Origin of the sequence: Nostocoides veronense (assembly GCF_039531185.1) — a bacterium.
Lineage (GTDB): Bacteria > Actinomycetota > Actinomycetes > Actinomycetales > Dermatophilaceae > Nostocoides_A > Nostocoides_A veronense.
In genome coordinates, this window is sequence record NZ_BAAAPO010000011.1 from 36,624 (window position 1) to 58,271 (window position 21,648).

At 68.6% G+C, this 21,648-nt stretch carries 18 protein-coding genes, 1 tRNA gene and 2 pseudogenes; 3 read left to right on the top strand and 18 right to left on the bottom strand.

Translation table 11 applies throughout. The annotated features are described in order from the left end of the window. Positions 1-2 precede the first annotated feature (2 nt). The 4 genes from ABD225_RS03600 to ABD225_RS03615 form a co-directional block, all read right to left on the bottom strand. On the bottom strand, positions 3-836 hold the full coding sequence (locus ABD225_RS03600; RefSeq protein WP_344081409.1) for an SDR family NAD(P)-dependent oxidoreductase: 834 nt from the start codon (positions 834-836) through the stop codon (positions 3-5). 177 nt (positions 837-1,013) lie between these two features. Then, positions 1,014-2,225 carry a cysteine desulfurase-like protein gene (locus ABD225_RS03605; RefSeq protein WP_344081412.1) on the bottom strand — a complete coding sequence of 404 codons (1,212 nt, stop codon included), beginning with the start codon at positions 2,223-2,225 and terminating at the stop codon, positions 1,014-1,016. 44 nt (positions 2,226-2,269) lie between these two features. Continuing rightward, a complete protein-coding gene (locus ABD225_RS03610; RefSeq protein ID WP_344081415.1) occupies positions 2,270-3,706 on the bottom strand; it encodes a GuaB1 family IMP dehydrogenase-related protein in 1,437 nt (478 codons plus the stop codon). Positions 3,707-3,751: 45 nt separating this feature from the next. Further along, positions 3,752-4,558: a maleylpyruvate isomerase family mycothiol-dependent enzyme gene (locus tag ABD225_RS03615; RefSeq protein WP_344081418.1), complete on the bottom strand. Its 807-nt coding sequence runs from the start codon at positions 4,556-4,558 to the stop codon at positions 3,752-3,754. A gap of 135 nt (positions 4,559-4,693) precedes the next feature. On the opposite strand from ABD225_RS03615, the gene ABD225_RS03620 reads away from it, so the two are divergent. After that, positions 4,694-5,938 carry a DUF445 domain-containing protein gene (locus ABD225_RS03620; protein ID WP_344081461.1) on the top strand — a complete coding sequence of 415 codons (1,245 nt, stop codon included), beginning with the start codon at positions 4,694-4,696 and terminating at the stop codon, positions 5,936-5,938. A gap of 27 nt (positions 5,939-5,965) precedes the next feature. Here the strand turns inward: ABD225_RS03620 and ABD225_RS03625 are convergent, their stop codons facing one another. The 3 genes from ABD225_RS03625 to ABD225_RS03635 form a co-directional block, all read right to left on the bottom strand. After that, positions 5,966-7,288 (bottom strand): hypothetical protein, encoded by a 1,323-nt coding sequence (locus ABD225_RS03625; RefSeq protein ID WP_344081421.1) that lies wholly within the window; start codon positions 7,286-7,288, stop codon positions 5,966-5,968. Between the two features lie 636 nt (positions 7,289-7,924). After that, complete coding sequence (locus tag ABD225_RS03630) at positions 7,925-8,509, bottom strand: hypothetical protein (RefSeq protein ID WP_344081424.1); 585 nt, start codon at positions 8,507-8,509, stop codon at positions 7,925-7,927. 62 nt (positions 8,510-8,571) lie between these two features. Then, the gene (locus ABD225_RS03635) at positions 8,572-8,937 is read right to left on the bottom strand and encodes a TFIIB-type zinc ribbon-containing protein (RefSeq protein ID WP_344081427.1); all 366 of its coding nucleotides are present in this window, start codon (positions 8,935-8,937) and stop codon (positions 8,572-8,574) included. Positions 8,938-9,048: 111 nt separating this feature from the next. On the opposite strand from ABD225_RS03635, the gene ABD225_RS03640 reads away from it, so the two are divergent. After that, a tRNA-Lys gene (locus ABD225_RS03640) sits at positions 9,049-9,120 on the top strand. 613 nt (positions 9,121-9,733) lie between these two features. Here ABD225_RS03640 and ABD225_RS03645 read toward each other — a convergent pair. The 8 genes and pseudogenes from ABD225_RS03645 to ABD225_RS03680 form a co-directional block, all read right to left on the bottom strand. Next, positions 9,734-10,774, bottom strand: a pseudogene (locus tag ABD225_RS03645) (recombinase family protein); the annotation flags it as partial. A gap of 181 nt (positions 10,775-10,955) precedes the next feature. Next, positions 10,956-11,183 carry a hypothetical protein gene (locus ABD225_RS03650; RefSeq protein ID WP_344081430.1) on the bottom strand — a complete coding sequence of 76 codons (228 nt, stop codon included), beginning with the start codon at positions 11,181-11,183 and terminating at the stop codon, positions 10,956-10,958. Positions 11,184-11,187: 4 nt separating this feature from the next. Then, positions 11,188-11,727 (bottom strand): hypothetical protein, encoded by a 540-nt coding sequence (locus tag ABD225_RS03655; RefSeq protein ID WP_344081464.1) that lies wholly within the window; start codon positions 11,725-11,727, stop codon positions 11,188-11,190. Between the two features lie 37 nt (positions 11,728-11,764). Next, positions 11,765-12,205: a single-stranded DNA-binding protein gene (locus tag ABD225_RS03660; protein WP_344081433.1), complete on the bottom strand. Its 441-nt coding sequence runs from the start codon at positions 12,203-12,205 to the stop codon at positions 11,765-11,767. 80 nt (positions 12,206-12,285) lie between these two features. Next, the gene (locus ABD225_RS03665; RefSeq protein ID WP_344081436.1) at positions 12,286-14,064 is read right to left on the bottom strand and encodes a TraM recognition domain-containing protein; all 1,779 of its coding nucleotides are present in this window, start codon (positions 14,062-14,064) and stop codon (positions 12,286-12,288) included. Beyond that, positions 14,061-14,606, bottom strand: coding sequence for a hypothetical protein (locus ABD225_RS03670; RefSeq protein WP_344081439.1), 546 nt, complete (start codon positions 14,604-14,606; stop codon positions 14,061-14,063). The genes ABD225_RS03665 and ABD225_RS03670 overlap by 4 nt, the downstream gene beginning before the upstream one ends. Then, positions 14,603-16,087: an ATP-binding protein gene (locus ABD225_RS03675; protein ID WP_344081442.1), complete on the bottom strand. Its 1,485-nt coding sequence runs from the start codon at positions 16,085-16,087 to the stop codon at positions 14,603-14,605. The genes ABD225_RS03670 and ABD225_RS03675 overlap by 4 nt, the downstream gene beginning before the upstream one ends. Further along, entirely contained in the window at positions 16,084-16,917 is an 834-nt protein-coding gene (locus ABD225_RS03680; protein ID WP_344081445.1) for a hypothetical protein, read from the bottom strand. The genes ABD225_RS03675 and ABD225_RS03680 overlap by 4 nt, the downstream gene beginning before the upstream one ends. Before the next feature lie 159 nt (positions 16,918-17,076). Here ABD225_RS03680 and ABD225_RS03685 point away from each other — a divergent pair, with 159 nt between their 5' ends. Further along, entirely contained in the window at positions 17,077-17,844 is a 768-nt protein-coding gene (locus ABD225_RS03685) for a hypothetical protein (protein WP_344081448.1), read from the top strand. Between the two features lie 77 nt (positions 17,845-17,921). Here the strand turns inward: ABD225_RS03685 and ABD225_RS03690 are convergent, their stop codons facing one another. The 3 genes and pseudogenes from ABD225_RS03690 to ABD225_RS03700 form a co-directional block, all read right to left on the bottom strand. After that, entirely contained in the window at positions 17,922-18,545 is a 624-nt protein-coding gene (locus ABD225_RS03690) for a hypothetical protein (RefSeq protein ID WP_344081451.1), read from the bottom strand. 253 nt (positions 18,546-18,798) lie between these two features. Further along, positions 18,799-20,268, bottom strand: a complete 1,470-nt coding sequence (locus ABD225_RS03695; RefSeq protein ID WP_344081454.1) for a PrgI family protein — start codon at positions 20,266-20,268, stop codon at positions 18,799-18,801. A 3-nt stretch (positions 20,269-20,271) separates the two neighbouring features. After that, positions 20,272-21,582: pseudogene (locus ABD225_RS03700) on the bottom strand (conjugal transfer protein TrbL); the annotation flags it as partial. Positions 21,583-21,648 lie beyond the last annotated feature (66 nt).

Consider the following 21,648-nt stretch of genomic DNA (forward strand, 5'->3'; position numbering starts at 1 on the left):
CCTCAGCGCGCGAACTGGCGGGCGATGATCGCGTCCCACACCAGGTCGCCCCCGAGCCGTCGGGCATGCACCATCGTGCGAGCCGCCGCGGTCACGAGATAGCGCGCCTTGGGTGGGTCGGACTCGACGGCCTTGAGGATGGTCTTGGCGACGGCTTCCGGGCCGACGGAGAGCAGCTTGCTGTCATAGGCACCGGCATTGACCTCCTGCACCTTGGCGACGAGATCGGCATACGGTGATTGCGAATTCCCCACTGCCGCAGAGGTATTGATCGTGTCCTCAAACTGCGTGCGGATCGGACCCGGCTCGATAAGGGTCACATCAATGCCGAACTGCCGCACCTCATTGCGCAGGGCGTCGGTGATGCCTTCGACGGCATACTTCGTCGCGTGGTAGTAACCACCGACGGGGAAGGTGATGCGTCCGCCCATCGATCCGATGTTGACGATCAGGCCAGTGCTGGCCGCGCGCATCCCGGGCAGGACGAGTTGGGTCATCCGCGCCAGGCCGAAGACATTGGTCTCGAACATGGTGCGCACGGCGTCGAGATCGGTCTCCTCAACGGTGCCGTATTCGCCATATCCGGCGTTGTTGATCAGGGTGCCGACGTGGCCGTGCGCACGCTCGACCTCGGCGACCGCCGCGGCCATCGACTCCTCGTTCGTGACATCGAGGGCGAGGATCTGGGCGCCGGCGGCGGCGAGTTCGACCAGGGTTTCCGGTCGACGGGCGGTGGCATACACCGTGTAGCCAGCCTTGAGCAGCAGGTCGGCGCTCGCCCGGCCAATGCCCGTTGAGCAGCCGGTGATCAGGACTGGGTTGCGTCGCAGCGTCACCCCGCCAGCGTATGGTGCGGCTCGCCGCCGAGCCGTCCGGACCCGCCGTGTCCGTCGGTGCCCGCGCGGACCAGAGAACTTCCCCCGGGAAAGTTGAGGTTCGAGCCGCCTAGAAAGTCACCCGAACCTCAACTTTCCGGCAGCCGGAGAGAAATGGGTGACTCGTGAGGGCGGGGACTAGACGAGGAGGTCACGCAGGGCGTCGAGCAGGCGGACGATGTCGTCCTCGCTGGTGTAGGGCGCCAGGCCGACGCGCACCCCGCCCGCATCCCCAAGACCGAGATGCCGCGAGCACTCGATGGCATAGAAGTTGCCTGCGGGAGCGTTGATCCCGCGCTCCGCCAGGGCACCGCGCACCTGCTGGCTGTCCCAGCCGTCGACGGTGAATAACAGGGTAGGCGTACGCCGCTGAGCGTTCGAATACACCTGCACGCCAGGCAAATCGCGCAAGGTGGGCTCCAAAAGTTCGCGCAGCCGCCGCTCGTGCTGGTGGATGGCGGCGTATGCCGCGATGAGCCGCTCCCGCCGGGTTCCGGTGCCGATATGCAGACCCGCCAGGTCGGCGTGGAAGTCGATGGCGGCGGTGACCCCGGCCATCAGTTCATAGGGCAGCGTGCCAAGTTCGAATCGCTCCGGCACCTCATTGGTCGAGGGCAGCAATTTGTCCGGTTGCAGACTTTCGAGCAAGGTCGGGTCGGCGGCCACGACGCCGCAGTGCGGCCCGAGGAATTTGTAGGGCGAGCAGGCCCAGAAGTCGGCGCCGCTGGCCGGCAGGTCGACGCTCTCGTGCGCGGTGTAGTGCACGCCATCGACATAGATCCGAGCGTCCGTGCGCTGGCGAACCAGCGCCGTGATCGCCGGGATGTCCGGCATGGTGCCGATGAGATTCCCGGCAGCGGTCACGGCGACGAGGCGGGTGCGCGGCGACAGGTGGGCCGCGATGTCGTCGGGAGCGAGTTCGCCGGTCGTCGGGTCGAAATCGGCGAAGCGCGGCAGGGCGCCGACGGCCTCGGCCGCTTGCACCCAGGGCCGGACATTGGCGTCATGGTCGAGTCGGGTGACGACGATCTCGTCACCCGGCTGCCACGTCTTGGCGAGCGTGCGCGCGAAGTCATAGGTCAGGTCGGTCATGGACCGGCCGATGACGACGCCGCGCGGGTCGGCGCCGAGCAGGTCGGCGAGCGCCGAACGGCATTGCGCCACAGTCTCTTCCGCGCGACGCTCGGCCCGTGTGATGGAGCCGCGGTTCGCGACCGCGCTCGTCAGCGTCCGCGCCATCGCCTCGCCGACGACCCGCGGCGCCTGCGTGCCGCCAGGTCCGTCGAAGTGCGCCGCGCCCTCCTCCAAGGCCGGGAAGTGCGCGCGAACCGCAGCCACGTCATACGTCATGGTCCGAGCCTACGAAAAGTGCGGCGGCGCCGTGGCCCCTCGCACTACCAGGAGGTATGCAGTGGCCGGCCCTCCGCGAAACCGGCCATCGACTGCACCCCGACGACCGCGCGCTCAACGAACTCCGCCACGGTCGAGGCGCCGGCATAGGTGAAGGAGGACCGAACGCCCGCGGTGATGGAGTCGATGAGGTCCTCGACGCTGGGGCGGGCCGGGTCGACATACATCCGGGCATGGCTGATGCCCTCCTCATAGAGCGCCTTGCGGGCTCGGTCAAAGGAGGTCTCCGCGGCCGTGCGGTTCGCGACGGCGCGAGCGGACGCCATTCCGAAGGACTCCTTATAGGACCGGCCGTTCTCGTCGGTGAACAAGTCGCCGGGCGACTCCAGCGTGCCGGCGAACCACGAGCCGACCATGACATTCGAGGCGCCGGCGGCGAGGGCCAAGGCCACATCGCGCGGGTGACGCACACCGCCGTCGGCCCAGACGTGCTTGCCGAGTTCCGAAGCTGTCGAAGCGCATTCGAGGACGGCGGAGAATTGCGGACGCCCGACGGCGGTCATCATCCGCGTCGTGCACATCGCGCCCGGCCCGACGCCGACCTTGACGATGTCCGCTCCCGCCGCGATGAGATCGCGCGTGCCATCAGCCGTCACGACATTGCCCGCCGCGATCGGCACCCCGAGACCCAGCGCTCGCACCGTGCGCAGCGCGTCGAGCATCTTGGCTTGGTGCCCGTGTGCCGTGTCCATGACGAGGACATCGACACCCGCCTCAACCAGCGCTTGCGCCTTGCCCGGCACATCGCCATTGATCCCTACGGCCGCCGCAATTCGCAGCCGGCCGTCGGCATCGGTGTTCGGGCGATAGACGGTCGCGCGCAGCGCCCCCTGCCGGGTCAGGATCCCGACGAGCCGGCCGTCGGTGCCAACGACGGGGGCGAGGCGATGCCGGGCGGAGGCGAGGGCGTCATACGCGGCCTCGGGGGAGGTGCCATCGGTCAGAGTCGACAACTGCACCGACATCACGGTGCTGACCTGCGCGAAGCGATCCACCCGGGCCAGGTCCGCCTCCGTGACCAGCCCGATCGGCCGGCCATCGTCCACCACGACCGCCGCGCCGTGCGCCCGCTTGGTCAGCAGCACGATCGCCTCGCCCACTGTCTGCTCGGGGCGCAGCATGATCGGGGTGTCAAAGACCAGATGCCGCGACTTCACCCATCGCACGACATCGGAGACGACCGGCTGCGGGATGTCCTGCGGGATGACGACCAGGCCGCCGCGCCGCGCGACCGTCTCGGCCATCCGGCGGCCAGCGATCGCCGTCATATTCGCGACGACGAGCGGGATCGTCGTGCCCGTGCCGTCCGCGGACGACAGATCGACATCGAAGCGGCTGGTCACCTCCGAGCGGCTGGGGACCATGAAGACGTCGTCATAGGTCAGGTCGTATGCCGGTGCGGGGCCGGGGAGGAAGCGCATGCGCCCAGTCTCCCCTGCGCGGGGCGTAGGTGGGCCGGGAGCGGCCTAGGGCGTGACGGCGAGCCCGCGCAGGATCGCGTCGCCGAGCTCGAGATCGCCGCTGACCTGGGCGTATGCCGTGGCCGGCAAGTCATCGGGAAGCCGCCGGCCGGCGCCGAGCACCGTGAACGCCTCCCGGTCGAGATCGATCCGCACATCCGCATCGTCCGCCGGGGGGACGACATGGGCCCGGCCGCCCGCGTCGACGAACAGGTCACGACGCGCGTCGCCCACCTGCACGATCACGCGGGTGCCGGCGGGCGCCCCGGCGCGCTTCGCAACGACATACGGCAGGGCATCGAGGAAGATCTGCTCGACGATGGCAGCGGCTGGAGCGTCCATTCCCCCCGGGCGACCAACGGCGCGGCGGATGTCCTGCTCATGCACCCAGACATCGAGCGCGCGATTGCGCAGCAGCGTCCCGGTGTCCCAGGGGACGCCGCCGGGCGTGCGCGGGGGAGCGGCGTCGGGGTCGGTGGGCGGGTCGGCCGCCAGGTGCCGACGACGCTCGTCGACGGCTTCGGCCCACGCCGCACGAAGGGTGTCGGCGTCGGCGCCCCGGTGCTGCGCGACCCCGGCCTCGGTCCACCAACTCGCCAGCGAGCGGCCCTCGAGCGGCACGATGCCGGCCGGCTGCTCCCCGGTGTTGAGGCAGTGCTCGATCGAGAGCAGGTGCGCGACGACATCCTGGACGCTCCACCCGGGGCAGTCGGTGGGGGCTAGCCAGTCGTCGTCCCCGAGCCCGGCGAGCAGGTCATCGAGGCGGCGGCAGCCATCGGACCAGGCATCGACATAGCCGGCGAGTTCATCCATGTCGCGAAGTCAAGCACGCGGCCGCTGCCTCGGACAGGCTGCCCCCGGAATCTCCAGGCACCGCCGGGAGTTGGGAGTGCGGGGCGCCGGGCGCGAACGCGCGCGCCATCGGGAAGGATGTCGATTGTGAGTTTCATGGAGGCCACCCCGGCGGATGCCGCGCGCCGGGCCGGGCTGCGGCGTATGCGGATCGTCGCGACCTCGCTGCTGGGACTGGCGTTCGTCGTCTTCGTTCTGACCAACGGGCGCGACGAGGGAGCCTGGGGCTACGTCCATACGGCATCGGAAGCGGCCATGGTCGGCGCCCTCGCGGACTGGTTCGCGGTGACCGCCCTGTTCAAGCACCCGATGGGCCTGCCGATCCCGCATACGGCCCTGGTCAAGAAGCGCAAGGACGAACTCGGCCGCAGCCTGGAGGAGTTCGTCAGCGACAACTTCCTCACCGAAGAGATCGCCCGCGAGCGGCTTGCCGCCGCCCAGGTCGGGCTGCGGCTGGGGCACTGGCTGGAGGAGCCGGCGCACCGGCAGCGCGCGCTGACCGAGATCTCGCGGGTGGCGACCGCCGCGCTGGGGCGAATGCGCGATGCCGATGTCCGCGATTTCGTGGTCGGCGTGCTGCTGCCGCGTCTGCAGCAGGAGCCGGTCAGCCCGATCGCCGGGTCGTTCCTCAAGGGCATCGTCGAGGACAAGGCCCATCACGGTCTCGTCGACCTCGGGCTGACGGAGATCCACGACTGGCTCGTCGACAATCCCAAGGTCTTTTCGACGCTGATGAACGAGCGGGCGCCCTGGTGGACCCCGCCGTGGGTCGACGATCGGGTCATCAACTGGACCTATCAGCAGGCGCTGGCGTGGCTGCGGGATATGCGAGCCGATCCTGAGCATCGCGCCCGGGTCGCCCTGGACAATCTGCTGACCAAGCTCGCGGACGACCTGCACGACGACCCGCAGGTGCAGGCCCGGGCTGAAGCGCTCAAGGAGCGCGTCCTGTCGCACCCGCAGGTCGGCGAGACCGTGCTCTCTCTGTGGGCCAGCGTGCGCACCTCACTGCTGGCGGCGATCGGCGACCCCACCAGCACCTTGTGGCAGCGCGGCGACTCCTGGCTCGCGGAGGCGAGCACGATGCTGCTCACGGACGACGCGACGCGTGAGCGGCTCGAGGGGCACCTCGGCGACATGGTCGCCTTCTTCGTCACGACCTATGGCGACGAGTTGGCCAATGTCATCAGTCACACCGTGGACCGGTGGGATGCCGACGAAGCCTCCGAGCGGATCGAATTATTCGTCGGGCGCGATCTGCAGTTCATCCGCATCAATGGCACCATCGTCGGCGCGCTCGCGGGCGTCGTCATACACGCGATCTCCACGGCCATCGGCTAAGCCGTTCCGCCCCGACCGCGAAGCGGATCAGGGGTTGCGGCCCCAGGCGTTCGCGACATCGACGGCGTCCACGGGGACGGCGGTCTTGTCACGCCCGTCGAGCGCCTCGAGGAAGGAGTTGCGGCAGTACATCTCCGGGGCGCTGGTCCAGCGGTTGCGCCAGTCCGAGGAGGTGCAGTCCCAGGCGACATCCCGGCCGCCCATCCGGCCATACGAGCCCTCAACGATCCGGTAGAACTGCAACACGCCCCACTCATTGGCCTTAGGCCGCAGAATCTGCGCGAGGCGCGAGGGCGGGGCGGTGCGCTTGTCGTTCTTGACCGGCATCGAGTAGCACGCGAGGTTCTTGTTGTTGCACTTGCCGCCCATGACCGAGATCGTCTTGACCAGATAGGGGTAGGTCATGACCTGAGCCCGAGTGTTGATCGACGTGCCGTACTTGCGGCCGAAGGCGAAGCTTTGCGAGACAACGCGATTGGCGTCCGCATTCATCTTGTCGTTGGGGTAATTGAACATCCCCCAAGCCCGAGTGAAACCTTTGCTGTTCAGGATCGGCAAGGTCGCGCCGCTCTCCTGGAAGCGCTGGCTGTCCGTGGTCATCTTCGTCATATCGGCGTAATTCATGCCCTGCGAGACCGCGGTGAAGCCGTAGGTGTCGCGCAGCCGCGCGAGATCGGCCCAGGACGGGTGCAGGATCTGCTGCTGGTAGCACGACTGGGTCGTGGCCTCGGTGCGGTTGACGACCACGCCGCCCTGCGCCGAGATTCCGCGAGCCTTCAAGTCGATGAGGTTCTCTTCCAGGGTGCGGGCCCCGACGGGGACGACATTGCAGTTGGTGCCCGTGGCCACCGACCACTGACTGCGGCCGAAGCCGATCGAGATGAAGCCCGCGGTGGGCGGCGGGGTCGTCTCGTTCTTGAGGGTGAAGCTCACCTGAGTCGGCGTGCCCTTCGGGGTGTCACTCGAGACGACGAAGGCTGCGGCCTTGTATGCCGCGGGCTTGAGCCCGAGGGCCGCGAAGGCGTAGCTGCCGGCGGTCTGGGAGCCGGGCGTCAAGGTCGCGGGGATCGAGCGGTAGGAGGTGACCATCGCGCCGGTCGTGGGGTTGGCGACATATGCCGTGCACTTGCCCGCCGTGTCCAAGGTGCAGATCGCGACGCGCACTTCCTTGACCGAGGCGCTGGCCCAATAGCCGCCCTTGACGGTCACGGACGTCCCGGTCACCGTGCTGCCCGCGGTCGGGGCGGTGATCGTCGTCTTCGCCTCGCTCGCCATCGCCGGGGCCACGCCGACGGCGAGGGTCGCCGCGCCGACGACGGCCAGGGAGGCGGTTCGCACGGTGTTTGTCATCGCGGGGGGTCCTTTTGCTCGGGCGGAATGGCTGCGGCCAGTGTGCACGGGGGATGGCTCACAAGGCTCAGCGCGGACAGGTCGATCGAGTCACCGTGCTGGGCGTGGCGTTTTTCAGAGTACCTGCTCCGACGCCGCCCCGCGAAACCTCCGTTCGACGCTCTGTGCCGTTGACCTGCCACAAAGTCGACTCACGCCCCTTTCGCGCGAGTGCGCCGAGGGACGCGGCCAACGTCTGGCCTACCGCCTAGTACCGGTCGTGATCGCGGCCGATTCCAGGCGGTAGGTCGGTAGTTAGTGCCCCGTTTGGCCGTCCAGGCGGCTCGGTCTGAGAGGCCGGTCGAACCTTTCGGACGGCGTTGCGGCCCGAGGTGGGCTAGAGTTTTCCGCGCGTCGGGCCGCGGCAGCCCCGGGTCCCAACTAATAGCCGCTACGAGCGGCCACGCGCCGTGAGGCGCTCCCGGCCCGGCGCACTACTTCCCCCCGGCCACCCCGCGCCCGCGCCACGTCAGCTCGCCGTGGGGCGCCGACTTCGCGCCGGAGCGCTGACATCGCAGCGGAGCGGCGCTATAGCTATGCCCGGCCGCGACATGAGCGCTCCGCCGCGAGACGAGCGCTCGGCCGCGCGACATAAGATCAGGTCAAGCTGCCGGCCCGCCAGGCGGCGGCCGCGCGCTCCAGGTCCAATCCCGTCGCCAACATGGCCGCAGCGGCCTCGGTCTCGTGGCGACCAAGGTCGGCGTCGCGCAGATCGGTCTCGTGCGCCAGATCGGAGCGGCCGACGGAGATGACCCGGCAGAAGGCGCCAGCGCGGTTGAGGGCGACGTCGAACTCCCCGTCATACACCCCGGTGAGGATCGCGTCGACCAGGGTCGAAAGCTCTTGCGGCCCAGGGGGTTCCGCAACCCCGGCGATAGCGTGCGCGGTCTCCGCGGCGCGCATGCCCGCGGCATACTCCCGGCTCGCGGTGGCGGGCGCCCGCCGCACCCATTCGCGCAGCGCATACAGCCGCCACAAGGCGCCCGGCAACGAGCGCGCCGGCCGGGCCGACCACAATTCGGCGATGGTGTCGAGACCGAGTTCGTCGACGAGCGCCACCAGTCGCGCCGTCGTCGCCGGGTCGCGGGCGGCGCGACCCACCCCGACCACCGCGGCGGCCGAGTCGTGCGCGACCTGCGTGACCTCAGCCGGCCCGGGCGAGGTCGCGCCCAACGCCTCCATCGCCGCCATGCTGAAGTGCGCCGGCCGACGCGGACGGCCGCGCCCGGGTGCCTCGCCCACGATCAGTCGTCGAAGAGTTCGGACAGGAACGAGCGGCGCCGCTTGCCATAGTGCTTGGAGTACTTCGCGTAGGGCGCCGAGCCGTAATGCTGCACCGGAGGCTGCTGGTATGCCGTGGGGGCACCCGGCCCGGTGGCGTGCGAGCCGGGCGCCGCGGCATACGGCTGCGGGGCTCGATCCTGCGGCCCAGGCGCCGGCTGAGCCGCCGGGGGCTGGTGCCACGCGGTCTCGGCCGCCACCAGGGCTTCGAGTTCGCCGCGGTCCAGGAAGAGGCCACCGCAGCCGGTGCACTGATCGACAAGCACCCGGTTGCGCTCGTAGGAGCGCATGGTGCTGCCGCACTTGGGACAGGTCAGTGTTGTGTTCACGATCCCTGAACGTAGCGCGTCAACCCGTGCGTTCCCTCGCGCCATCCTGTCCAGATCTTGTGCAGACCGAGCGGCCAGGGCGGGATACCCTGTGGGGGCTCTTCGGAGCCGGGACCTCTAGCTCAATGGCAGAGCTGCGGACTTTTAATCCGTAGGTTGTGGGTTCGAGTCCCACGGGGTCCACCCCACGCACAAGGCTCGAACCCTTGCCAACGGAAACGTTGGTTGAGGTTCGGGCCTTGTCGGCGTCTGCGGCCCAGGTCAGGGCGTTGGCGTTGACCTGCGGATCGAGGAGCATCTCGAAGGGCCGGTTGTGCTCGACGCGCAGCTCGTTGTCCTCGTCGATGAAGACCTTCGTGAAGAACGCCTGGTTGCACAGCCGCCTGTTGGTGTCGTCGCAGCGGGTGTAAATGTCAGCGCAGTTGGCGAGCAGTCCGAGGGCGTCGTCGAGGTGGGCTCGGGCGTCGGCGTAGTCGCCGAAGTGCGCATCGATGCGGCGGGTCACCTGGTCGAGTTCGGCGACGATGCGGTCCTGCTCACGCTTGAGCACGGAGAGCGGGATCGCGTCGGCATAGTGGGCCTGCATGAGGCGGTCCTGCTCGCTTTCGAGCCGGTCACGGTTGGTGGTGAGGCGTTCCAGTTCCTCGGTTTCGACGGCCATGAGCCGGTCGAACTCGTGGTGGAGCATCCCCGCGAGGGCGTCCTGCTGAGCGGGCGTGATCTGGACGCGGGTGTAGTAGTCCTCGACGAGCTTCTCGACGTCTTCGATGAGCATCGCCTGGCGTGTGCAGTCGGTGCGCTTGGAGTGCCGACCGGAGCACACGAAGTAGCAGTAGACGTTGCCGTGGCGGTTCTTCGCGTTGGAGACGATGAGCCGGGAGCCGCACTGACCGCAGTGGATGGTGCCTTTGAGGTAGTGGCCGTGGACTTGGGTTGCCTCGACGGCGCACTGGTGCGCGGTGAGCACGGACTGGACCTGGTACCAGACCTCGGCTGGCACGAGTGCCGGGTGGTTTCCCTTGTAGCGGGTACCCCTGTAGATGACATCGCCCTTGTAGTACGGGTTGGTCAGGAGCCGGTGGATGGTGGATACCGCCAGAGGCTTCGCCGGCCTCTTCGGCGTGGGCAGGCTGCACAGCCCGCGCGAGGTGAGTTCGTCGTGCAGCTGGCTGACGCTCCAGTTGCCCGAGGCGTACGCCTTGAACGCCCACTCGATCATCGGTGCCCGCTCCGGATCGAGCTCGATGGTGCGGACTTCGCGCCCGAGCTCGTCGCGCTTGCGGACGTTCAAGTAGCCGATGGGCGCGCGCCCGTTCGTGCCGCCGCCGATGGCCTTTTGGTTCATACCCTTGGCGACCTCGGTGGCGAGGTTGCGGGAGTAGAACTCGGCGATGGTGGACATGATGCCGTGCAGCAGCATCCCCGAGGGGGTCTCGTCGATGTTCTCCGACGCGGACACGAGCATGACCCCGCACTGTTGGAGCGCGAGGTGGATGCTCACGTCGTCGGCGCGGTTCCTGGCGAGCCGGTCGACCTTGTGAACGATGCAGTACGCGACCTTGTTGGCCTTGACGTACTGGATCATCCGCATCAGCTCGGGCCGGTCGGACGACTTGGCCGAGGCTCCCGCGTCGACGAACTCCTCGACGATGCCGGCGCCGAGCTGCTCGGCCTTGCGCCGGGTCGCTTCGCGTTGGGCAGGGATCGAGAAGCCCTCGTCCGTGCCGCCCTTCTCGGCCTGCTCGCGGGTCGAGACCCGCAGGTACGACACGGCGGCAGCCGCAGTCTTGGGCGGGTCGATGAGGCTGGCAGCCGGATCGTCGGCAATGGTGGTCATCGGGGGCTCACTCTCACGCGGTTCGACCCTCGCGCTCCCACTGTTGGTGGGAGGGGTGTTGATCGTGAGAGCAGCCGTTGAAGGCTGTAGGGCGAGACCCGATGGTCTCGGTGCGTGTTGCCCGCCGAGCGGCGAGGTTTAGGCCACAACACCCCGCATCGCGAGGCTTGCACGGCTCATTCTACCGGGCGGCTTCAGAGGCGGCCAGGCCATCCGTCGCCGCCCGGTAGGTGTCGGGCACCCGCTCGGCCTCGCGGGCCGCGCGGCTTTCGCCGGTCTCCTGCAACGTCAGCCGGATGAGAACCTCGGCGAGCTTGTGCAGGTCGGCGCGTTCGCGGTGGACGGCTCGGACGGAGAACGACCGCTCCTCGTACGGGCGACGGTCGGTCTTCTTGGCGTAGCGGCTCATCGGTCTACTGCGCTTCGTCGTCGTCCAGGTTGGCGTAGAACTCGTCTTCGGCCTCCTGGCGCTTGCGGACTTGCGCGATGACGAACTCGACGAACTCGGTGTCCCGGTCGGTGAACGTGAAGTCCTGGATGGTGGGCGCTGGCTCCTCACCGGGCCAAGCAGCTTGCCGGGTCGGGCGGTCGCGGTCGCCACGAGTGCCGCAAGCGGTGACCCAGTAGCGAAGGCGCTCTCGTGCGTCGGCGAAGTCGCGGTGCCAGCCGAGCGGCGCGGAGGCGTTCTGCTCGGGGTCGTACGCCGCGAGCCAGTGCAGGTGCAGCGCCGACAGCTCCCAGACCATCTCCGGGTGGTGGTGCCAGAACGGCGGCACCACTGCGACGGTGAGGCCGTAGGTGCGCCGCAGCCAGTCAACCCAACGGTTCAGCGCGAGCCATTCCTGCTCCAGCTCGTGCGCTGTCAGCAGGTTCCAGTTCACGGGGTGAGGCGGCTCGGGCATGTCCGCGTTGGTGACGCGGGGCGGTCCGTCGAATACGTCCGGCTCATCCATCTCATGCTGATCGCTCATGGTGCTGTGGCTCCCGAACTCACATGCTGACCGGGGCGTGCGCCGCGGTCGCTGCTCGCGGCGCGGGGTCGTACGCCGCCGCGTCCCGGCCGACCCCATTGCGCGGCGTCCGGTCCACCTCGTAGCGGGTCCGCGCGGCGTCGTGTCCGATCTTCTTGGCGACGAACTCTTCGCCCTCGATCGCCTGACCGTTGCGCTCGTAGTTGACCGGCCGCGTGTAGCCCTCGGCGACGAAGTTGTCGCCCTGGGCGAAGTTCGCGTGCGCGTGCTCAGCGGAACGCCCGAACATCACCAGGTGGTGGTAGGTCGTCTCGGTCTGCGTGAACGAGCCGTCGTCCTCGCGGCGGAAGTGCTCCTTGCCGATACGGGCGAAGAACCTGGCGTCTCCCTTGGTCGTCTCGGTGAGCAACGGCTCCGAGGCGATGAAGCCTGACAGCGATTCCTGGGTGTGAATGGCCATGATGGCCTCCTCCTGACTCGGGCGACCAACTGCGTGTGGTCGCTCTGTCAGGCAGGTGCGCCCCGGATTCCCAAGCGTCGTCAGGACGTGGGACGGTGGCGCAGCAGTGCTTCGAGTTCGTCGCGATCCCTGCGGAGCTGCGCGGCGTCGGGCCGGGTGGGCCAGGCGCGTAGGTCGGTGACGATGGGTGGTGCGGAGCGGAGCATGGTGATGCCGGTGCCGAAGGGCAGGGTGCGGATGCGGTCTGGCGGCAGGATCGGGACGCGGCGGATCGACCGCTGGTTGGAGCGGGTGCCGTGGTCGCCGAGTGTCACGCTGTCGGTGTACTCGTCACGCTCTCCGATGAGGGTGGAGAGGTCTTGAAGGTCGCGGCTGTTGGATGCGCCGCCGAGGATGATCTTGACGATGCTGGCGTCCCAGATCGCGCCGGCCTGGTGTTCGCTCCACTTGGCGCGAGCCTGGGCGAGTGACTGCAAGACCGGCATGGTCGTGATCCCGGTGCCGCCGCCTTCGGCCATGAGCGTCGGCAGTGACGGCAGCGGCGCGAGGTTCCCGATCTCGTCGAGGGCGAGCAGTAGCGGCGGGTCGAGCCGTGCTCCGGGTGAGCGTGCGGCGAGTCGCCGGGCGGTTTCGATGAGGTCTTCGACAAACGCCGCGACCAGCGAGGCAGAGGCTCCTGCTCCGGCACCCGTTGCGAGCAGGTAGAGGGTGCCTTGCTCGGTGAGGAAGGTCTCGGGGTCGAAGTGCTCGTGCGGACCCGGCGTGACGGCATCGAGCACGCGCGGGTCGGCCAGTGCGGAGAGGGCGAGGGAGACGCCTTGCCAGATGCTGTCGCGGGTCTTGGGGTCGGCGTCGATCATCGCGCCAAGGGAGTCGTCCCAGCCCATCGCCGCGTTCGGATGCGAGTTGAGGATCGCGACGGCCTCCGACGCCGCGCTGGGATCAAGAGTCCACCTGAACAGCTCTGCCGGCGGGCGGGCGTCGAGAGCGGCAGCGTGCAGCAACGACTGGAGTGCGGTGCGGGTCTTGCCCTCCCAGAACCCGCCGGACTCGACTCCTCCGGCGGACAGCCCGGTGGCGGCGGCGAGTCCGTTGGCGCGGATCATCGCGGTCAGCGGATCGTCGCAGCCGCGTATCGGTGACCAGCGCAGCCCGGCGGGGATGCCTTCGGCGAGGTGCTGGGGGTCGAACACGGCGACCGGCCCGCCCTTGCGGCGTCGGGCGCGGAGGGTCGCGGTGAGGTTGTCGGGCCTCGTGCTGGTCGTGACGACCGCGCCGGGTGCGTCGAGGATCGCGTTGATGACGACGTGCAAGCCTTTGCCGGAGCGGGGCGGGCCGATCAGCAGGATCGAGTCCTCGACCGATGCCCAGACCTTCGTGCCGCGGCTGGCACCAAGCAGGTAGCCGACATCCTGCGGGGCTGGTGACTCCAAGGAGGGTCGCAGCGTGGCCGCGCGGCGAAGCAGCGCCTTCGCGGTTGCTGCGGTCTTGACTTCATGGCTGGTCGCGATCCCGGCCAGTCGGTGCGGGTCGGTCTCGGTCTTCCGCGTGTGGCGGCGCAGCACGATCCACACCCAGACGATCCCGGCGGCGAGTCCGCCGAGCAGTGCCGTGCTGACAAGCCAGTAGACGACTGGATTGAGCCCGTCGGCACCGAGCGCGGTCGCCGGGTCGCCGGGGTTGAACAGTACGGCGAGCCCCGCCGCTGCGCCGGCGTCAGGCTGTGGTGTGCCGGTGAGGAACGCGGCGACGCTGCCGGCTGCGCGGAGGGCGAGAGCGATGCCGAACATGCCAATCAGGCAAATCAGGGCGGCGTTGGTGAGTTCGTCGCCCATGCCCCCGGCTTGCCGCTGGTTCATGTCAGCCGCCGCACCGCGAGCGTGCCCGAGATGCGCCCGAACAGGATCACCTCGTGTATGCCGTCGGGCAGATCGTCGAGGTCAATGAGTGCGTGGGCCCGCCCGGTTCCTGTGGCGTCGGTGTGGGAGACGATCGTCGCGACCGCGACATCCTCGCCAGGCACGAACCCATCGGCGGTGACCTCGGCCAGGCGCGGCATCCGTCGGGCGTGGCGACTCCGACGAGTCTCCGGCACAGGGGTCTCGGACGGAGCCACTGCGCGTCGGGGCTTGCGGGTGCGGAGGATGTCGGTGAAGACGCTCCCGTCGTTCTCGCGGACCTCGACCCGGACCGCGATGGTGCGGTCCTTGGTGATGGCATCCATGAGCGGCCCGAACGTCGCCCGTGTCCACTCGGTCGTTGCCTGTGCCTCGAATGGTGTTCCATCGACTGTCGCGGTGAGGGTGTCGTCTGCGGCGACGGTCACGAGGACGTGCGGCAGCTCGACGGGAGCGGTCGTGTCGTCGTTCGGGGTGGATCGGCGCGGGCTGGTGAGGTTCATCGGTGGCCTCCGGCTGCGCGGCTGCTGGTGTCGAACAGGGCGAGTTCGTCGGGGTGGAGCTGGTGCTGGCAGACGAAGCTCCTGGCCTTGATCCGCCACAGGCCCTGGCCGACGCCGAGGTTCGGCAAGAGCTGCTGCTCCGTGCCGGTCAGGCCGAGCGCGGTCGCGGTCGGCCCGAGCTGGTCGGACTCCTGCCGGTAGACGATCCGGGTCTCGGCGTTCGCAAGCAGCGAGTTCGCCAGGGAGCGCATGGCGGAGCCTTGGTCGCCCACGTTGTCGAGGTCGGTGAGCTTATGGAAGATCAGCATGTTCGCGATCCCGTAGTGCCGGGCGAGTCGCCAGTGCGCATCCATCCGCCGCAACAGAGCCGGGTGGGACATGAGCCGCCAGGCCTCGTCGTAGATCACCCACCGTTGCCCGCCGTTCGGGTCGAGCAGCGCGGACTCCATCCACGCCGACGAGCAGGTCATCAACACCGAGATGAGCGTTGAGTTCTCGGTGACCCGTGAGAGGTCGAGTGAGATCATCGGCAACGATGGATCGAATGCGACCGTTGAAGGTCCGTCGAACAACCCGGCCAGGTCGCCTGCGACGAGACGGCGCAGCGCGTGGCCGACGAGACGACCGTCCTCGGCCAGCCTGCCGTCGGCATCCGTGCTCGGGGCGAGGATGCGATCGACGACCATCGGCAGGATCGGTACGTCGTTCTCCCGCACGGTCTGGGTCAGGGCGATGTCGATCGCGGTGTGCTCCAACGGCGACAAGCCGCGCGCGAGCACGGTCTCCGCGAGCGCGCCGATCAGGTCACGCCGTCGCGCGGCGACAGTGGACGCCCACTGCTCATCCGACAGGCCACTGGGTCGGTGGCCTTCGTCGAGTGGATTCAGGCGAGTGTTGAGGCCGTGACCGAGGACGATGGCGCGTCCGCCGACGGCGTTGGCGACGGCGGTGTGCTCGCCTTTCGGGTCGCCGGGCACGTACACGCGCCGCCCGAACGGCAGCGACCGCGTGTAGAGCGACTTGGCCAGCGACGACTTGCCGGAACCGACGATCCCGGCCAGCACCACGTTGGGCGCGGTGATGATGCCGCGCGCGTAGAGCACCCACGGGTCATAGACGAAGCTCCCGCCCGAGTAGAGATCTTGACCGACGAACACGCCATCGGCACCGAGACCGCCCTCAGCGACGAACGGGTACGCACCCGCCAGCGTCGCCGACGTGTCCTGATGCCGCGTCAAATGGAACCGGCCCGGAGTGCGCAGCCGCGCAACGCCCGGCTCGCCGGCCTTCGGTAGGTAGACCGTGGCGCGCCGCTCGGCACGCTCCTCCTCGGCCTTCGCCTTCGCTGTAGCGAGCGCAGTCCTTCGCTGCTCGGCGTGGAGCCTCGCCTCGGCCTTGCGACGCTGCTTGCGGAGCCTGCGCCGCTCCTTCGACGGTGCCACCAGAACAGCAGTGTGCAGCCGCGCGCGATCCTCGGTCACAGCACCAGCCCCCGCGACTGCTTGACCGCCGTGATCTTGGCCGGCTCGAACCACGACCCATCGCGCTTCGGCGCGGGCAGGTCGGCCCGCTTCGGAGCGCCCGGCGACGAATACGACACCAGCAGTTCCGGCCCCGCCTGCACCGGCGCGGACTCGACCTGTTCGGCATCCTGGGGCGCTGCCTCTGGTTCGGTGTAGCGGCGCAGCAGCGACACGTAGCCGACGTGCGGATTGACGACCAGCGCGTAGTCACCCGAGAGCGCCACCCTGTCGTTCGTGCCCTCGCCGGGCTCGTCGTAGACGTAGCCGTTCTCCAGTGCGGCCTGCGTGGTCTCGTCTCCGTAGTCCCACTGCGCGAGGAAGTCCACCGCATCGACATGCCCCAGCTCACCGAGGATGCGCAACGGCCGGGCGGCCTCCTCGCCCTGGAGGAACACCACGCTGACCCACCGCGACGGCACGACCTTCTCGACGGCGGGCTCCGGGTGCCAGGCGATCCGCCCGGCGGCGATGAACCCTTTCGCGAGCCGGTCGTACGCCCGGTCGACGAGGTTCGCGGCCTGATGCAGCTCTTCCGCAGTGGCGAGGGCGTCTCGTACTCCTGCCTCGTGGCTGCCGTCGTCGTGAAAGGCGTGCGCGGCCTTGCGTTCATGGGAATCGGCGATCTGGTCGAGCGCCTGCCGCAGCGAGCGCATCCCCGAGGACAGATCACCGATCACCCCATACATCTCGGCGGGCTGATCGAACCCCCGGCTCGCGTGGGCCAACCCTCGCAAGGCTTCGGACGCCTCGGCGGCATCGGCAGTCGAATCAAAGAACGTGGGCATCATGGACCTCCTGGCATCTCGTGAGAAGCAGGTGCGCATCCTCCGCGCCGAATCGACGACCATGCCATGCTTGTCCTGGGACGGGCGTCGGCTCCGACTCCGACGTACGTACAGATGAAGAGGTGCAGCAGGGTGTCAAATCGCCGGGAGTACGAGGCGTACATGGCCAGCCTCTGGGAGGCTCATGCCCCCCGAGTCAGAGCGCACGGCCACTGGCGACGCCATGGCCCGTTCGACGACCTTTTCGGTTACGAACTCGACAGACTTGCCCGCTCCTGGCGAGTCGTGCGTGCCCTGGACAGCGGCGTGGACCCTGGGGCTTTCACGGACGAGTTCATGCGGCGAACGATGCAGGACACCGAGCAGGCCGTCAGACGGTCATCGGACGTCTTGCGTGAGGTTGATCTGCTTCCGCTGCTTGATCGTCAGTACGACCTGATGGCAGAGCACCTTCGTGTGGCAGACCTCCCGCCTCAGGAAATCCCAATCCTGGCCGCGCATGGATTCGACATCAATGAGAACGATCTGATTCGCGTCATCTATCGGGTTCGGCATACCGCACACCCCAACAGTCACCGTGAGATCACTCCCTCGCGCGCCTTCTCGCAGGCGCAGGAGTCCCTACAAGAAGCTCAGAGCATCTACGCCCAGAACGAGGCAGACCAACGACAGCACGCAGTAGCCCTCGCTGAGGCCGAGGGTGGTCAGGGCCGACGGCCAGAACCACCCGAGCGAAGGAAGCCACGGGTGTTCAAGGGTTTGGGTCAGCTTGTGCAAGGAGCCGCGATGACCCTCGCCGACGTTGGCCTCGCGGTCGGGGCGTTCCCCTTCCCTGTCTCGCCTGAGACCCAATCTTGGGGAGCCCTCGCGTCCATCACCGCTGGCGTCGGCTCAGTCATGAACGGGATCGGTGACCTGCGCGGAGAGTGAGGACGGCGCATACTCTGGGATGGCGACAGCCGATGTGCCCGTGGCCATCCAACGTCTGCGTCGGTGTGGTCAGCCCTCTACAGCCCAAGCATGTGGTTGAGCCAGACAGCGAGCGTCCCTCCCGCTGCGGCAATGCCGATCTCCGCAGCAGCGGTGCGCTGAGATCGCTCGAAGCCCTCCCGCGAGAGGACTGCACCTACTCCCCACTGGGGGTCTTCGCCCCCTTGTTCAAGGTCGGTGCTGATGCGGTGCACGACTTCAGCAAGTGACAAGCTTCGCACTCCGTGCAGCCGATCCGAGAGCGGCCCTGAGGCCAAGGACGGCCAGTCCACCTCGGGTTCGCCGTCTGCGTCATAGGTGGCCCGAACAACGACCAAGGTTGGCCGTCCGTCGTAGACGAATCGCCGCTGGCTCTGGCTCTCGACCTCATAGCGCATGACGTCGAAAGAGTCGTGGTTGAAGTACCAGTCGCCGAGGAAATCCTGGCCCGCGGGCCTGCGGCGTGCGGTGTCTGGCGGCGGCGCGTGCCGACTCATTCTGGCGGGGAGCACGAGCCTTGAGACGCTGTGCTCGCGGTCCCAGGAACTCTTGAAGTACCCAGGGAAGAACAGGTCCCACCTGTCGCCAGATCGCACATCCAGGACCCCACCACCGGCATCCAGTAGATCGAGGGCGTCTGCGGGCGGCGGCACGAACGCCATCGCAACGATCGTCTCCCACTCAGCACCCCCCGATGACGTGGGTCGGCGCTGACTGCCTCGATACCGAAGGCGATCCATGACAGACCACGCCTGGCGTCCGTCGGGCATGTACTCGCGCCAGTTGCGGCCAAGCTCATCCCAAGAAGTGGCGGCAAGCATGACTGGAGTCTATCGAGCGGACTTCCACCGGCGCTTCGGTCGCAGGCACGTAGTCGTGAAGCTGCGTCGGTCGTCCTCCGGAGAGAGGCACTCGCTACACCCGACGGCAGAGCGGGAGCGCGGCGGCGGTGAAGGCGGCGGCTTGCTGGCCGACGAGGAGTCGGGTTTCGCAGGAGGCTTGGATCGCGGCCTGCTCAATCGCGGCGACGGCGGCGTCGAGTTCCTCGACGGTGGGTGCGGAGACGGCGATGAGGCCGGTGTAGCGGAGGATGCCGTGTCCGGCGGTGAGGTCGGCTTCTTGCTGGAGAACGTCGTGGTACTCGGCGGTCTGGGAGGCGTCCTCGATCTGGCCGATCTTCGCGCGCTGGGCCTGGTCGGAGATGTGCTCGACCTTCTTCTTGCGGATGTCGCGAGCAGCGGCGTCGGAGCGCATCGGGGTGCAGATCAGCGAGAACGACCGCTGGATGCCGGTGGACAGCAGCACCGGTGACAGGAACCCCGGATAGACCAGCGACCTGGGCCACTCGCTGACCCAGAGCACAGCGTGGTGAGCGGAGTCGGTGCGCAGCCTGCCCCAGGTCTCGGTGACCGCAACCGGTCCGGCGGTAGCGAGCGACTGGCCGAGCCTGCCGTGGCGTTCCAGGGTCGCGGCGATAGCGGGGTCGTACGCCGAGCGCAGCATCACCGCGATCTGCCCTGGTGTCATCCATCCCGAGGGCGAGAGGTCGGCGGAGCGGAGCGCGGCGACGAGGGTGTTCATTTCCTGTCGCAGCACGGCGGCAGCACCGCGTATCCCGCCTCCGGCGGTCCTGATCTGCCGCGCTGCCGTCTTCATGTCCAGTGACAGCGAGAGCGTGGTCGCGTGGCGTTCGCCGGCGGGGCCAGCGCGGTCGATGAGTTCGGCGTAGGTGTCGGCCGCCCACGACCCGTCAGCCGTGCCGTGGGTGGCCCACCATTCGGCCAGTCCGGTGCCGGAGTCTGGGAGGGTGCGTTCGAGGACTTGCAGCGTCGCGATCCGCCCGGAGCGGCAGACGGTGGCCAGAACGCGGCCCCAGGAGCTGACGCGGCGTTCCTGTTCGCCGGGATCGAGGAGCACGAACGCGGGATGGGTGACCTCGCACACCACGGTCAACGTGGCGGCGTGGGGGTCGTGGATCATCCCGGCGCTGGTGTCGGGGTCGGTGTACTCGCGCAGTCGCGCCATGTCGCCGGGCAGGGCGAGGGTTCCGACGGGGCGCGGGACGACGATCCTGCGCCGGTATAGCAGTTGCCCACCGGTGGTGCGCCACAGCCACCAGCAGGCGATGGGCAGCCACTCCACGATGGGCCGACCTGCGATGGGTATCCAGGTCAGCGCAGCGGCGAGTACCCAGATGGGGGCGGTGTAGGCGACTAGCATCCCGCCGCCGGCGTAGAACGCGCCGATCAGTGTCGCTCCGCCGATGGCGAGCGTGATGAGCTGGGTCAGCGACAGGCCGAGGAGGACACCGCGGCGGGTGAGGCGGGAGAACTTCACCGGCACGAGTTCGCCCGCAGCGGGACGGTCGTGGTTCGTGCTGCTCATCGTCTACTCCTTCGGTGGGCGTGGCGCGGGCGGCGGGGGCTGCTTCGGCGGCGGTGACGGGTCGCTGCTCGGCGGTCGTGGTGCCGGGCTCGACGGCGGTGCCGCAGGCGATGCGGGCGGTGGCGGTGTCTGAGCGGCTGCGTCGGCGGCGTGCTCGCCCTGGGCTCCCAACGCGGTTCCGGCCTTCGGCCCGGCGGTTGCGGCACCCTTGGCGACACTTGCTCCGACCACGACGCCTGCAGCCACGGGACCGGCTGCGGCTGCGCCGCTCCCGCCCGCTGCGGCTCCACCGCCGGCTGCGCCTCCGCCGCTCGCGGCGGGTGCCGGTGCTGGGGTCTTTGGCGGTGGCGGTGCGCTGCTACCTCCGCCGGAACCTCCGCTCGCGTTCCCGCCGCTGCGGCTGGTTCCGTCGAGCACCTTCTTCGGGTCGCCGCCGCCTTGCGGCTTGGTGGGGACGGGGATCGGCCGGTTGAGTGCGCTCTTGGCGTCCTGCTCGGAGCCGATCGCGTGGTACATGTCGAACCCGACGAACGCGATGAACTTGTACGTGAGATACGGGGCGAACGCGGCCATCGCCATCAGCACGATCCCCGCGATGGGATCACTGACCGAGGCGAGATCGGCGTCAATCGGTGCCGAGACCTGCGTGATCGCGACGAGGAACATCACGACAAGCACGAGCTTGGAGCAGATCAGTGCGACGACGAACATCGCCCACTTCCCGATCCACCCGCGCGAGGCATCCCACGAGGCACCAGAGAAGGCGAGCGGCGCGAACACGACCGCGACCAGAAGGAGCGCTTTCCTGACGAGGAGGGATAGCCACACGATCGCGGCGGCGGTGATCGCGAGGCCGGCCATGAAGATCGTGATGATGGCGCCGACGCCGGGAGCGGCGATGTTGATGCCGACCAGCCCTGCGGCGAGGCGGGCGATCTTGTCGCCCATCGACTCGGTAGTTTCCCCGGCGGCCTGCACGATCCCGATGCACAACTGATCGACGACTTCCAGCAGCAGCGCGGTCAGCGTGATGACCACGAACGACCCGAGGACGGACTTCGCCAGGCCGAGGGCGGCGCGGGTGAGGGCGGTGGGGTCGCGGCGGATCAGCCCGGTGATGAGTTGGAGGCAGAAGAAGATCAGCATCACGAAGACTGCGATGCCGAACAGAAGGTTGTAGACGGCGATGTAGCCGGGCTTGGTGACATCCACCAGGGTCGTGGTGTCGAAGACCGACCAGACCGCCTCGAACAGCCACCCGGCGGCGGCACCCATCGCCTGGGCGAGCCAGTCGAACGGGGCCGCGACCAACGACCTGACTTAGGCCACTTTCGCCGCCTGCTCGGGTCGGTGATGGGTTGACCTGCAGGTTTGTGGTCG